The 12,360-nt window shown below is 67.6% G+C and carries 12 protein-coding genes and 2 pseudogenes; 5 read left to right on the top strand and 9 right to left on the bottom strand.

The window, feature by feature from the left end; all coding sequences use genetic code 11:
- Window positions 1–342: 342 nt before the first annotated feature.
- A pseudogene (locus tag CHC11_RS43810) lies at window positions 343–759 on the top strand (RICIN domain-containing protein); the annotation flags it as partial.
- An 84-nt stretch (window positions 760–843) separates the two neighbouring features.
- Window positions 844–1,737 (top strand): annotated as a pseudogene (locus CHC11_RS43815) (non-reducing end alpha-L-arabinofuranosidase family hydrolase); the annotation flags it as partial.
- Window positions 1,738–1,852: 115 nt separating this feature from the next.
- On the opposite strand, the gene CHC11_RS08410 reads toward CHC11_RS43815, so the two are convergent.
- From CHC11_RS08410 to CHC11_RS08420, 3 genes are all read right to left on the bottom strand, one after another.
- Window positions 1,853–2,110 (bottom strand): hypothetical protein, encoded by a 258-nt coding sequence (locus CHC11_RS08410; RefSeq protein WP_089310982.1) that lies wholly within the window; start codon window positions 2,108–2,110, stop codon window positions 1,853–1,855.
- A gap of 498 nt (window positions 2,111–2,608) precedes the next feature.
- Complete coding sequence (locus CHC11_RS08415) at window positions 2,609–3,766, bottom strand: hypothetical protein (protein WP_089310983.1); 1,158 nt, start codon at window positions 3,764–3,766, stop codon at window positions 2,609–2,611.
- A gap of 621 nt (window positions 3,767–4,387) precedes the next feature.
- Window positions 4,388–5,035, bottom strand: a complete 648-nt coding sequence (locus CHC11_RS08420) for a class I SAM-dependent methyltransferase (protein ID WP_089310984.1) — start codon at window positions 5,033–5,035, stop codon at window positions 4,388–4,390.
- Window positions 5,036–5,400: 365 nt separating this feature from the next.
- Here CHC11_RS08420 and CHC11_RS08425 point away from each other — a divergent pair, with 365 nt between their 5' ends.
- Window positions 5,401–6,183 (top strand): hypothetical protein, encoded by a 783-nt coding sequence (locus CHC11_RS08425; protein ID WP_143226970.1) that lies wholly within the window; start codon window positions 5,401–5,403, stop codon window positions 6,181–6,183.
- A gap of 68 nt (window positions 6,184–6,251) precedes the next feature.
- Here CHC11_RS08425 and CHC11_RS08430 read toward each other — a convergent pair whose 3' ends face one another.
- From CHC11_RS08430 to CHC11_RS08440, 3 genes are all read right to left on the bottom strand, one after another.
- Window positions 6,252–6,845 carry an ASCH domain-containing protein gene (locus CHC11_RS08430; protein WP_089310986.1) on the bottom strand — a complete coding sequence of 198 codons (594 nt, stop codon included), beginning with the start codon at window positions 6,843–6,845 and terminating at the stop codon, window positions 6,252–6,254.
- A gap of 94 nt (window positions 6,846–6,939) precedes the next feature.
- A complete protein-coding gene (locus CHC11_RS08435; protein WP_089310987.1) occupies window positions 6,940–7,128 on the bottom strand; it encodes a DUF397 domain-containing protein in 189 nt (62 codons plus the stop codon).
- Window positions 7,119–7,919 carry a helix-turn-helix domain-containing protein gene (locus CHC11_RS08440; RefSeq protein ID WP_089310988.1) on the bottom strand — a complete coding sequence of 267 codons (801 nt, stop codon included), beginning with the start codon at window positions 7,917–7,919 and terminating at the stop codon, window positions 7,119–7,121. Before CHC11_RS08440 ends, CHC11_RS08435 begins: the two co-directional genes overlap by 10 nt.
- Window positions 7,920–8,055: 136 nt before the next feature.
- Between CHC11_RS08440 and CHC11_RS08445 the strand changes: the two genes are divergently transcribed.
- Both CHC11_RS08445 and CHC11_RS08450 read left to right on the top strand, forming a co-directional pair.
- Window positions 8,056–8,454 (top strand): ATP-binding protein, encoded by a 399-nt coding sequence (locus tag CHC11_RS08445; RefSeq protein WP_089310989.1) that lies wholly within the window; start codon window positions 8,056–8,058, stop codon window positions 8,452–8,454.
- 422 nt (window positions 8,455–8,876) lie between these two features.
- Window positions 8,877–10,130 (top strand): hypothetical protein, encoded by a 1,254-nt coding sequence (locus CHC11_RS08450; protein ID WP_089310990.1) that lies wholly within the window; start codon window positions 8,877–8,879, stop codon window positions 10,128–10,130.
- A 27-nt stretch (window positions 10,131–10,157) separates the two neighbouring features.
- On the opposite strand, the gene CHC11_RS08455 is transcribed toward CHC11_RS08450, so the two are convergent.
- The 3 genes from CHC11_RS08455 to CHC11_RS08465 all read right to left on the bottom strand — a co-directional run bounded on the left by CHC11_RS08455 (window position 10,158) and on the right by CHC11_RS08465 (window position 12,324).
- A complete protein-coding gene (locus CHC11_RS08455) occupies window positions 10,158–10,853 on the bottom strand; it encodes a YqeB family protein (protein ID WP_089311112.1) in 696 nt (231 codons plus the stop codon).
- 179 nt (window positions 10,854–11,032) lie between these two features.
- Complete coding sequence (locus tag CHC11_RS08460; protein ID WP_218825969.1) at window positions 11,033–11,320, bottom strand: hypothetical protein; 288 nt, start codon at window positions 11,318–11,320, stop codon at window positions 11,033–11,035.
- A gap of 428 nt (window positions 11,321–11,748) precedes the next feature.
- Window positions 11,749–12,324, bottom strand: coding sequence for a TetR/AcrR family transcriptional regulator (locus tag CHC11_RS08465; RefSeq protein ID WP_089310991.1), 576 nt, complete (start codon window positions 12,322–12,324; stop codon window positions 11,749–11,751).
- Window positions 12,325–12,360 lie beyond the last annotated feature (36 nt).

Consider the following 12,360-nt stretch of genomic DNA (forward strand, 5'->3'; position numbering starts at 1 on the left):
CCGTGTAAAGGACGCCGCGCTCCATCACAGGAACGCACACACCACCAGGGCGTCGCGGACTCAGTGTGTGAGCCCCCGCAGATCCCGTCAATAGTCTCCAAGTCTTTTCATAGCGGCGTATGCGCGATCTGCGGCTGGCCGGCGCTCGAAACTTTTCGAAGTTCCGGGGCCCTTGACGATGCCTTTCTTCCTGTTATTTACTCCGGCCACCGCCACCCCTCGACCGCCGATGGAGAGAAGGTCTCGTCCGACGAAAGTTGTTAGCGCTAACATCCAAACGAAAGGATGAAGGTCATGGTGAGGACCGGTGCGGTGCTGGCATCGCTCCTGCTTTCGGTGCTCATGTGCGTGACGAACCCGCAGCCCGCCCAGGCCGCGACAGTGGATGTGAACAAGTGGTACGTCCTGGTCAACCGCAACAGCGGCAAGGCCTTGGACGTCTACAACCTGGCGACCGGCGACGGCGCCCGCATCACCCAGTGGACGCGAAACGATCAGAACCAGCAGCAGTGGCAGTTCGTCGGCTCTGGCGACGGCTACTACCGCGTCAGGTCCCGCCACTCCGGCAAGGTGCTGGACGTCTACGACTTCTCCACCGCCAACGGCGGCTCGATCGTCCAGTGGGCGGACCTGAACGGCACCAACCAGCAGTGGCGGCTGGCCGACAGCCCTGGCGGCTACGTGCGGCTGGTCTCGCGCCACAGCAACAAGGCCCTCGAAGTGCAAGGCGGTTCCACCGCCGACAACGCGAACATCGTCCAGTACGACGACTGGGGTGGTGACAACCAGCAGTGGCAGCTCGTCCCGGTCGGCGGCGACTCCACTCCGGCGTGCGATCTCCCGTCGGCGTACCGCTGGTCATCAACGGGCCCGCTCGCGCAGCCCAAGTCGGGATGGGTCTCGCTCAAGGACTTCACCGTCGCCCCCTACAACGGCAGGCACCTCGTCTATGCGACGACGCACGACACGGGGACGAGGTGGGGTTCGATGAACTTCGGCCTGTTCGGCAACTGGTCGGAGATGGCCTCGGCCGCCCAGAACACGATGTCGAACGGCACCGTCGCGCCCACGCTGTTCTACTTCGCTCCGAAGAACATCTGGGTGCTCGCCTACCAGTGGGGCGGGACCGCATTCTCCTACCGGACGTCGAGCGACCCGACCAACCCTAATGGGTGGTCATCACAGCAGGTGCTCTTCTCCGGAAGCATATCCGGCTCGGGAACAGGGCCCATCGACCAGACGCTCATCGGTGACAGCACGAACATGTACCTTTTCTTCGCCGGCGACAATGGCAAGATCTACCGGGCGAGTATGCCGATCGGAAACTTCCCGGGCAGTTTCGGCACGACCTCGACAGTGGTCATGAGCGATTCGACCAACAACCTGTTCGAGGCCGTCCAGGTCTACAGGCTCCAGGGCCAGAGCCGCTACCTCATGATCGTCGAGGCGATCGGCTCGCAGGGGCGCTACTTCCGCTCGTTCACGGCCACCAGCCTGAACGGCTCGTGGGCACCGCAGGCCGCGTCCGAGGCCAACCCCTTCGCCGGCAAGGCCAACAGCGGCGCCACCTGGACCAACGACATTAGCCACGGCGAACTGATCCGGACCAGCGCCGATCAGACCTTCACCGTCGATCCCTGCAATCTGCAGCTGCTCTACCAGGGGCGCAGCCCCAACTCCGGCGGCGACTACGGCCTCCTGCCCTACCGGCCGGGCCTGCTGACCCTGCAGCGCTGACGGGGTGGCACGGATCCGGCCCCGCTGCCGGCCCGGCGAGGCGGGCTCGGCGAAACGCCGAGCCCGCCAAGTGCACCGCGCACCGTTCACGGACGGATGCTCAAGGAGCCCCCAGTTAGCGGAGGACGGCCAGGACACGGCGGTGACCGGCGAGCGTCGGGCCGCCCCAGGAGTCCTTCAGCGAACCGCCCGTCCCGATGAGACGGCGGGCCCGGTAGAGCAGGTTGAGCACCACGATCGCCCACCCGTACGCGGCCGCCAGGAGCGACAGGACACCGAGCGGCAGCGAGAGGAGGGCGTGCAGGATCGTTCGGAACCGTCCGGGACGCGCGGACGGCACGTCCAGCAGACGGCGCGCGAGCGCCGGCTGCACCCGGGCACCCGTGAGCGAGGCCAGCCCCGCAGGCAGGGCCGCGAGCGCGTAAGCGGACGCCGCCAGAGCGATGGGCCGAAGCGAGACCCGCGCGTGTCGCGGGAAACGAGAACCGCCATGAGACACCTTCCGAGCTGCGTGAACAGGTGTCTCCAGGCTCGTCCTCAGGGCGTCCTCGGGTCGATCGTGGAAGCAGGCGGACCGGGGGTTCGGTTAACCTCACCCCGTCCGCGAACAAGGGATCAAATCATTCGGTCAAGGACCGTAGGCAGGCCATGAGGGCCTTGCCGCGCGGACTGCGGCATGGGAGTGCCTCCGACATCGGGGCACAACGGCTGAGGTCATCCGTCAGCCCAGCGACGCGGCTCGCGGCGCGTAGCTCGTCCGGGGCATTCGGAAGGTGGGTGGCGAACTCGCTCTCAGGGCACGGTCGCCTTCGGACGCGGTGGCGATCTCCCCGGGGAGATCGCCCCGCCGCGTTCCGTGTGGGTCGGCGGTTCATCGTCCTTGGCGGAAGATGGCTCCGTCAGACGAGGACTCATCCGCAGGCCTTAGCTGCCCCACGCCCCACAGGGTGCTGGTCCCCGGAACCAGGGCCATGCCGTCGACGTAGGCGGTACGGTTCCCGGCCTGCACGGTCGAACTCGACCAAGTGCCGTCGGACGAACGGTGCATCAGCACCGGTACGTCGCGGCCCGCCTCCCGCGGATCGCCGTCCCCGGAGATCCACAGCCCGCCGTGGCCGTCGGCCGCGGCGACCCGCGGACGCCAGCTCCCCGGCACGTCCACCTTCTGCCACCGACTGCCGTCCCAGCGTGCGGCCACCGGGAGCTCCGTTACGCCAAGGTCGTCGGTACGCCACACCGTCCCGGTCACCCAGACTTGCGTGGCCGACACTGCGACCACGTCCGACAGGAAGACTTGCTGCGAGGGCTCTCCCTCGCCGCCCCGGATGTCGTCGGGCAACCCGTCGCCGGCCGGCACCTGGGTCCAGGCCGTGCCGTCGTAATGTGCGATCACCTTGAAGCTGTCCGAGGAGTCGTTACCGATCGCCCAGATATCGCGAGCCGATACCGCGCTGGCCCGTTCGATGCTGTACGGCAACTGGATCTGGGTCCACCGGCGGCCGTCGAAGTGCCAGGTGCCCACGCCGGCGTCGCGGCGATTGTCACTGAAGACCCATGCCTTGTCGGGGCCCGCCGCGGTCACACCGCTGACGACGCCGGTGGCCCATCGATGTGCGACCACCCATTTGCGGCCGTTCCAACGCAGTGCGTATGAGCCTCTGGAAGCGTTATCGCTGTCGCCGACCGCCCAGGTGTTGGAAGCGGATGTGGCGCTGGCCTCGCGGATCTCCCCGGGCAGTCCGGCGGGCACTGCCACGTCGCGCCAGGCCCTGCCGTTCCAGTGCTGCGCGACGATCCGGTCGTGCTGGTCACCGGTGACGAACGTCCAGGCGTTGCGCGGGCCGGTGGCCGTGACCGCCGACATGAGGTCGTACTGGCTGAAGTCGTTGGTCTTCACCGGCTGCCAGGGCTGCGGCTGTGCGGCTCGTGCCGGCTGTACCGCTCCCACGAACGACAACAGCAGCGCGAACATCGGCACTGGCATGAGATGACGGAGCTTGAGGGTGAAGGTGATGCGTGAATGCCACATCGTTCCCCCGATCAAGAAAGGGCTGAAACGGTCATCTATAGGACACTTGGTGCGTCCCGTTGGTAGCACTCGATACCGGATACGGTCACCGCGTCAACCGCTCGTCTTGATCATCCGTCCGGTATCCAAGCTGACCGCGGATGCGGCCCGATCTCCGCTGATGTTGCCGATCACGCCCGATTCCGCCTTGATCGACAGGTTGAGAACAGCCAGCTCCGCAGGCAGTCGGGCCAGATCGAGGTCGGGCCGTCCACAGCCAGGTGTCGCCGAGAAGGGCCTACAGGGCGGCCGAATCCCACAAGACAAGCCCGTTACCGGGCACACCATAAAATCCCTCTACTGGCCTGTGCAAAACGCTTAGATCGGGGTTTTCTGGAACGGCATCTGTGCGCCGGAGATGTAGCCGTGGCCCCGGGTGTTCGCGAGTTCGGGCACCACCCTCAATGGTCCTTGCTCGGTCGGCCGTGCACACGCAAGCCGTGTGACGTTGCCAGAGAGTCGCCTCGCCGCGCAGCGTGGCGGCGCGCGGTCTGCGGCATGAGAGCGCGTTCCCGGGATGGCTCGGCCGTCCTGCGACCGCGTGATGAGGCGAGCCGCGGAGTTCGTCCCCGCCGCCGAAGGTTACCGATCCGGTTCCGCGGGTCGGCGGGCGAACAGGATCGCACCCGGCTTCGGCTCGTCCGGATTCAGCAGATGCTGCGCCTCCACGGCGAAGCCCGCCTCGCGGAGCCAGTCGGCCATGCGGGACGGTTGGCGGTGGTGCACAGACGCCTGCAGGGCATGGTCGCCTTCACCGGTCGTCTCGATCTTTGACTCGTTACCGACGTGGAACCCTACGGCCAGTACCCCACCGGGCCGTAGCACCCGGTGGAACTGTTCGAGCACGCCCGGCACCGCCTCGTCCGGGATGTAGATCAGCGACCACCACGCGAGCACACCGGCGAGGGAGTCGTCGGCGAGTTCCAGGTCGGTCATCGAACCGACCTCGAACCGCGCGCCGGGATGCTCGCGGCGGGCGTTCTCGATCATCGCGGGTGACAGGTCGATGCCGAACGCGTCCGCGCCCAACTCCCGCAGCAGGGCGGTGGTGTGCCCCGGCCCGCAGCCCACGTCGGCGACGGGCCCGCCGCCGATCGCGCGGACCAGGTCGGCGAACAGCACCACCCCCGCGCGGACGTGGAGCAGCCTGTCGAGCAGGTCACGGGTCTCGTCGGCGTAGCCGGCCGCCAGGGCGTCGTAGGAGTTCCGGGTATCGGTCAACCAGGTCATCAAATGACAGTAGCCCCTTCATCGCCCATCCAGCCGGCGCCCAGGATCAGCACCGAGCGCCCGCCCAGCGGCAGAAGAGTACGTCTGGGACGTCAACGAAATATTCGGTGGTCCCATTCGGTCCGCGGTGGTGAAGTGACGGGGTGAAGCAGCAGCGGTCCACGTGGCGCCCGACGGCCCTTCCCGTACGTCACCACGCTTGCATCGCCGCGGCCCAGAGCGGCGATGCACTGGTCAACGCCTCGATCGGTCCCAACGGCGAGGTCATAGCACTGTGGTCGGCCGGCGCCGACGTGCAGGCCGTGACTTCGACGACGACGCAACCGGGCTGGGCCGTCTTCCCGGACCCTCGGGCCCCTCGCCCGGTGACCACTCGTGTGACGCTGCACTCGCCGACGCTGACCAACGTGATCACGATCCCCGACTTCCCGCTCGCGCACCCGGCCGTCCAGCCGCTGCCGGACGGCCGGGTTCTGGCCGTCGGTGCCAGGGCTCGATGGCGTCAGGACGGCCCGGATCGCAATGCGATCATCTACTCCGCCGACGGAACCGCTCTGACCGCTGAAACGCTCGGGGACGGCATCGAGCACGTCTTCACCACCGGAACCGGTCACGTCTGGGTGGGCTACTTCGACGAAGGCGTCTACGGCAACTACGGCTGGGGCGGTGCCGACGGCCCGGCACCGATCGGCTCCTGCGGGCTCGCACGCTTCTCCCCGAACCTGAAGGCCGACTGGCGGTTCCCCAGCCACATGGACAACCCGTGGGGCGCGATCAGCGACTGCTATGCGCTCAACGTCGACGCCGACACCGCCTGGACCTGCTACTACACCGACTTCCCCATCGTCCGCGTCCACGATGGAGAACTCACCGGCTGGGACGGCTACGGCGCCGCCGCACGTGCGCTCATCACCGACGGCTCACGCATCGCCCTGTACGGCGGATACAGCGCCGACCGCGACCGCCTGATCGCCGGCCGGCTGACCGACAGCCAGATGCGGAGCACCGGAGATTACCGGGTCGTACTACCGGACGGGCAGGAACTCCCCCGCGACGCGCGCGTCATCGGACGTGGCCCCGACCTGCACATCCTCACGGACGCGGACTGGTACCGGCTCGACCTCAGCGACATCCCAGCCGAACCATGACACCGCCTGCCGGGGCGGACAGCGCGATCAGCAGCGCACAACCAGCGGCAGGAGTGGACCTTGGGGCATCATTCGGTCAAGGATCGTAGGTAGGCCATGAGGGCCTTGCCGCGCGGGGTGAGGCGGTAACCGGTCTCCAGGCTTTCAGTGATGCCGAGGGCTTTGAGGCGGCGGACGTCGGCCTTGAAGGGGAGTTTGTCGCGGTCCAGGCGTTCGGCCAGGTCCAGGGCGCGCAGGCCGGGGTGTTCCTCGATGAGGCGAAGGACTTCGCGGGTCCAGGGGGCGCGGCGGCTGCGGGTGTCGATGGCGTCCAGGGCGGCTTTGAGGTCGGCCAGCTCCTGCTCGGTCAGGTCGGCGTTCCCGGCCAGCTCCGAGCGGGGGTCGGGGCCGCCCAGACGGAGCATGACGCGGTGGTAGCCGCCCTCCTTGGTGCTCTTGGACAGGGCGGTGAGCAGCGCCGCACGGTCTTCGAAGCCCGACCGCAGGGCGTCCTCCTCGGTGATCTCCTCGGGGGTGACGGCCGTGACCGAGTCGATGACGATGATCCCCGCCCAGGTCCGCTGGGTGCTCCCCGCGCGGACCCGGGGCTCGGCCCACACCCGGAACACCCGGTCGATCCGCCCACCCGCGATCCCCTCAAGGACCTCCCGCCTGAACAGCATCGTTCCCTCCCGGGTGCTACGCCTCTTCCCGCAATCTTCTACGACGCCGCTACTCGGCGGAACGTGTGGCCAGCGGGGTGGTGGTGCCGGGTGGTCAGTGCGTGTCGGCGGCAGACCGGACGGCAGTGCGCAGGGTCGCGCGGGTGAGCAGGAGGACGGGCCCGTCCGGGTCCTTGCTGTCCCGCACCGCCACCGCCCCGCCGACTCCAGCAAGTTCGACGCACTCACCGCCGTTGCTTAGGCTTCGCCTGGCTTTGCGCCACTTGGCGTGCTTCAAGTCCATCTTTCTTCGGCCACCTTCCTGATGAAGTCTCGCGACATGTCTCCCGGAAGTGCTCTGTTCCGGAGGTCAACCAGGACGCGTGAGAGTTCCGCGAGGTCTGCGGGGTCGTCGGTCGTGAGCCCCCGTATAGCCGTCTCTATGTAGGCTATCTGGCTCATATCAGCCATCGTAGCCAGAATGAAGCTGCTGCCGTTTCCTGGGTGTTCGCCGCTTCCTATGACTACCTGGACCGTCACGTTGGGGCGCTCGCTGAGGGCGATCAGGTGCTCAAGCTGCTCCCTCATCGTCTCGGCAGTACCGACCGGCCTGCACAGCGCTTGCTCGTCAACCAGGAACGTCACCATCGGACCGTTCTCCTGGTCGAGGATCTTCTGTCGCTCCAACCGCGCCGCTACGGCCTCTTCGTTTCCCTTGAGGATCGCTTTCGCGTATGCCGGTGTTTGGGCGAGCCCTGCCATGACGCAGAGTTGGTAACACGTCAACTCGACGGCGTCACTTTCGATCGCGGGCCAGTCGAACCAGATCGGTACGGGATGACCGTCTTTGTTCAGGTCCTCCCACAGGCTGATGAGTGCGCCACCCGCTTCCAGGTAGTCGTCCACGATGTCCACGAACGATCGATTTGCGCGCCTCTTCCCCGCCTCGATGCGGCTGACCTGCGCACCGCTCAGGTTCGTCAGGTGGGCAACGGTCTCCTGCTTGGCGCCCTTGGCCTCCCGCATCCGACGCAGTTGGCGACCAAAGGCGACGAGAGCGGGGGACTCCCGAGGCCGTTGTCGACGTGGAGGCATGGGGACTTACCTCTCCTTGGGACTTACCAGATGGATAGAACGATTACCAACGTCCTCCAGTCCGAAATGGCAAGCCAATCGTAGCCCGGAGAGTGACTCAATGTGAGCTGTATGTCACAAGCGGCGAGGAGGGGTCATGGCTGAGGCGGCGTGCAGCGCGAACGAGATGGTGGTGAAGCAGGACCTGGCGGTCGTCGCGGAGGTGCGGCGGTTCGTGCGGCTGGTCACCGGCCGGTGGGGCATGGACGACTTCGTCCCATGCCTGGTGGCCAGTGAGCTGGTCACCAACGCTCTCCGCTACGCGTCCGAGAAGGACGGCGACGTGACCTTGCGGCTGGATCGCACCGAGGACGGCGCGCTGTGGTTGGAGGTCCAGGACGCCACCTGCGACCTGCCGCACATGCTGAAGACGGACACGGTCAGCGAGACGGGCCGGGGCCTGTTCATCGTCGACCAGTACGCCCGCTGCTGGGGCATCCGCGCCCTGGCCGGCGACGTCGGCAAGATCGTCTTCGCAGTCCTCGACGCCCCGTGACGGGATGCGGCGGGACGGTCTCCCGTCCACGAACGGCAGGCTATGCCGCGCGGAGGTGGAGGCGCAGGGGGAGGCGGGGAATAGGTCGGTGTTTTGCGGGTGCGCTCGTCGTCAGGGCCGTCGATGCCCTCAAGAAAATTAAGAGCGCCAAGGTTCAGTTCGTCCTCGACAGCGGCTTCGGCCCCCAGGCCGGCGAGTGGCTCCTGAAGTAGCCGCCGAAGGGCCGCTTGCTCGGCCAGTCGAGAAACGGCGGGCGGCCCGCAGCAATGTGCCGCAACCGGCCAGCCGCTCACCATCCGCCACCATGCTCTGTACAGTCCCTTTCGGGGCTGACCGCCGGTACGGCACGAGCTCGGTTGTGCGTGTGGCGACGCAGTCGCGGCGCCTGAAGAATTCACCCCCCCGCACGTCAGGAGCCGACGATGGATGAAGAGATTCAGCTGATCAGTGACGGCGATGGGCTGGCGGTCATCGGGGATCCGACGGCCGTCGAACAGTTCCTCGCCTATGAGGGACTACCGTCGAAGGACCTCGGACTGCGACGGCTCGGATCCGCCCTCAACACCGGCGCCGTGGTCGCCCAGGCGGGTTCGGAGATCGCCGCCAACTCGGGTCGCTGGGTGAAGCTGACCAAGGAGTCCGCACAGGCGATCAATAAGTACGGGCTGAGGGAGAGCAAGAAATCAGGTCTCAGCACAGGCGTGCTGAAGGGTAACAAGGGCCAGATCAAGGGGTTCGTCGAGTTCGTGAAGGGACCCGGATCGCTTCTGAGTAATCCGGCGATCCTGGCCGGTGCCGCGGGGATCATGGCGCAGGTCGCGATGCAGCAGACCATGGACGAGATCACCGACTACCTCGCCGCGATCGACGAGAAGGTCGACGATGTGCTCCGCGCCCAGAGGGACGCCGTGCTGGCCAGGATGATCGGAGTGGGCCTCGTCATCGAGGAGTCCATGACCATCCGAGAGCAGAGGAGCCGCGTCGACGAGGTCACGTGGTCGAAGGTGCAGACCGCGCCGGCGACGATCGCGGAGACCCAGGCGTACGCGTTGCGTCAACTCGATGCGGCCACGGAGAAGCTGGAACGCGGAACCAAGGTCGGTGATCTCGCCAAGGCGGCCAGGGAGGCGGAGTCCAAGGGCAAGGAGTGGCTCATTGTACTGGCGCGATGCTTCCAACTGCAGGATGCGATCGCCGTACTCGAACTCGACCGGGTGCTGGACGTGTCTCCAGAGGAGTTGGACGGGCATCGCCTCGGACTGAAGGCTGCCCGGCAGAACAGGATGGAACTCATCGCGGAGAGCACCGAGCGCCTGATGGCCCGCATGGAAGCGGCTGTCGGCACGGCCAACACCAAGGTCCTCATGCATCCGGCGAAGGCCCCGGCCGTAGTGCAGTCCAGCAATCAGGTCTCGACCGCCATCGTCGAATTCCACGAGCGGCTCGGAATCGAGAGCGCTCGGCAGTCGTCAGAGGCAAGACGATGGGCGGACGCGGCCAAGGAGGTGAGGGACAAGGCGCTCGAGACTGGAGCAGACCGCGTCGACACCGCCAAGCGCCTCGGCAACGAGACCCTCGACCTGGCCAAGTCGGCGAAGGGCAGACTCTCCGACCGAATCGCCGAGCGAGCACTCCGTCGGCAGGGGGACGACAAGGAGCGCGCAGAGAAGGAATGAGCGGGCGCCGGCCGCCTCGCCGCTGCGTCATCGCCGGCCGGGGCCGCGCCAGTACTGTTGTTTGCCCTTGTCGCGTATGACGATGCCGATCCGTGCCAGTTCGCGGCGCAGTTCCTTGACGGAGTCGCCGGAATCCGAGGACTTCATGGCCTCCGCGCGGGCCGCGAGCAGTGCGTTCGCCAGTTCGGGCAGTTCCGGGGACTTGGAAACCCAGAGCCGGAACTCGTCCTCGTAGGGATCACCGGCCACCCATGCGTAGCCGTGTTCGGTGAAGGCCGCGGCCAGGCGCCGGGCGTTGAAGTCGCACTTCTCCCGGGCGATCTCCTCGCCCTTGGGGCCGAGCAGCACCAGCCGGTCCTTCTCCCGGAAGACGTGGCCGACCTGTTCGCGGGCGATCTCCTGGACGTGGCCCGTCCGCTGCAGGATCACCCGTTCGCCGGACACGGTGACCGAGGTCTGCTCCAGGGAGTCGAAGAAGATCAGGGCCGTTCCCGCGAGCGCCCCCAGGACGACCAGGCCGACGGTCAGCCACGGCTCGGGGATGGAGACCAGCAGTCGGGCGGGGCCCCGCATCGGTGCCCAACGCAAGCCCACCAGCCAGTTCGCCAGCGGATCGAGCAGCCAGGCGACACCGGCCAGCAGCCCCGCCGCCGCTGCGTACAGCGCCCCCTGAGCCCAGGCCGACCGAGCCAGCGTGATCGAAGTAGCCGGATGCGATCGCATGTCTAGGACCTCCAAGGCGGCGCGACGGTCCCCTTGGAACGGCGCAGGTGATGATCGATGCGGGTCGGGAGGAGCAGCACGCCCACCAGAAGCGCGCTGTTGACGGCGTAGCCATGGACGTCCCGCGTAGTGCGGCGCGCACGCCTCGATGACCGCGATGGGGGCGCCGAAACTCCAGATCACGTGGCCCGCGACGAATCCCAGCAGGTACTTGGCGCTGAGACCCAGTTCCGGGATGTGAGTCGGCAGCCGCTCGCGGTCCCAGGACGGCTCGTCCACGAATCGGGATTGAACAGGCTCTGGTCGATCAGCCCCGCCTGGACGAGCCCGAACGCCGCACCCAGCAGCACGATCGTCGGCCAGCCCCGGCCGGTGCGGCGGGCGGCCTCGCGGATCAGTACCGCGACGGCCACCACCAGCGCCATCCGGCGCGGCAGCGGAGGCGGGCCGGGGGCTTCCACATCCATGATCTCGAACCTAGAAGTCCGCCTCCGCACTGACAGCCGCCCAAAGGCGATCGCCGACCGCTCAAAGGTCGGTACCAGGCCAGGCTTTGGTCGCACGGTCGCCAGGTGCCTCGGGCGACGAGTACAGGCCGCTCCGGCCGATGCACGGCGTGGCTCCGGCCGATGCACGGCGTCATCTTTGGTGCCCCTCGCGCTGATGTCCATGACACCCTGGCCGGCGGGCCCGCCCCCGGCCCGCTCACCTCGCAGCATCGCTCGCCGGGGCAGGGCCGAACCCGGTCGATGAGCCGGACGGCAACGCGCCGCGCTCCGGGCAGGTGACCTCCGCGAACGAGGGCGGCACGCCGTCGCTCTCCCTCTGGAAGCGAAACGGGAGGCCGGCATCGGTGCGTGTCCGCGGCAGCGCGGTTCCCGTACGGCGCTGGTGTTCATGCGTCGGAGGGGGGCGCCTCCTCAGGCAGGTAGGTGGCCAGCGCGCGCAGTCCCGCCAGCACCTCGTCGGCGGTGGGCGCGGACTCGGGATCGGTGAGGTGCTGCATCATCATGCCGCTCACGAGGGCGAGCTGCACCGAGCCCAGAGTGCGGATCGTCGCTTCGGAGAGCTCCGCCTCGGTGGTTCCGGTGACCTCTCGCGCCATGCCGCTGCGTCCCTGGCGCAGCCCGGCGGCCAGTTGCGCGCGCAGTTCCGGGTCGCGCTGCGCCCGAAGGGCGGTCTCCAGGTTGGCGATCCAGAAGGTCTTGTTGACCGAGAACGCCTCGATCAGGCGGCGCCACAGCGCGTCGAGGTCGGTCTCGTCCGCCAGCGGCCCGAAGGCCCGGTCGCCCTGGTCGAGCGCCTCGAAGAGCGCTTGGTTGAGCAGCGCCTCCTTCGAGCCGAAGTGATAGCCGATCGCCGCCATGCTCACGCCCGCCGCGGACGCGAGGTCGCGGACCGTCGTGCGCTCGTAGCCCTTCTCGAAGAGGCACTGCCTGGCGGCCTCCAGCAGCTTCTCCCGGTTTCCCATGACGCGGACCCTAGCAACGGACTGGATGTCTGCGCC

Origin of the sequence: Actinomadura mexicana (assembly GCF_900188105.1) — a bacterium.
Classification (GTDB): domain Bacteria; phylum Actinomycetota; class Actinomycetes; order Streptosporangiales; family Streptosporangiaceae; genus Spirillospora; species Spirillospora mexicana.

Coding starts and splice junctions, on each gene's coding strand:
- CHC11_RS08460 (WP_218825969.1), bottom strand. CDS start 11,320: ATGGATGTGGAAGCCCCCGGCCCGCCTCCGCTGCCGCGCCGGATGGCG.
- CHC11_RS08420 (WP_089310984.1), bottom strand. CDS start 5,035: ATGACCTGGTTGACCGATACCCGGAACTCCTACGACGCCCTGGCGGCC.
- CHC11_RS08445 (WP_089310989.1), top strand. CDS start 8,056: ATGGCTGAGGCGGCGTGCAGCGCGAACGAGATGGTGGTGAAGCAGGAC.
- CHC11_RS08440 (WP_089310988.1), bottom strand. CDS start 7,919: ATGCCTCCACGTCGACAACGGCCTCGGGAGTCCCCCGCTCTCGTCGCC.
- CHC11_RS08435 (WP_089310987.1), bottom strand. CDS start 7,128: ATGGACTTGAAGCACGCCAAGTGGCGCAAAGCCAGGCGAAGCCTAAGC.
- CHC11_RS08465 (WP_089310991.1), bottom strand. CDS start 12,324: ATGGGAAACCGGGAGAAGCTGCTGGAGGCCGCCAGGCAGTGCCTCTTC.
- CHC11_RS08450 (WP_089310990.1), top strand. CDS start 8,877: ATGGATGAAGAGATTCAGCTGATCAGTGACGGCGATGGGCTGGCGGTC.
- CHC11_RS08415 (WP_089310983.1), bottom strand. CDS start 3,766: ATGTGGCATTCACGCATCACCTTCACCCTCAAGCTCCGTCATCTCATG.
- CHC11_RS08455 (WP_089311112.1), bottom strand. CDS start 10,853: ATGCGATCGCATCCGGCTACTTCGATCACGCTGGCTCGGTCGGCCTGG.
- CHC11_RS08430 (WP_089310986.1), bottom strand. CDS start 6,845: ATGCTGTTCAGGCGGGAGGTCCTTGAGGGGATCGCGGGTGGGCGGATC.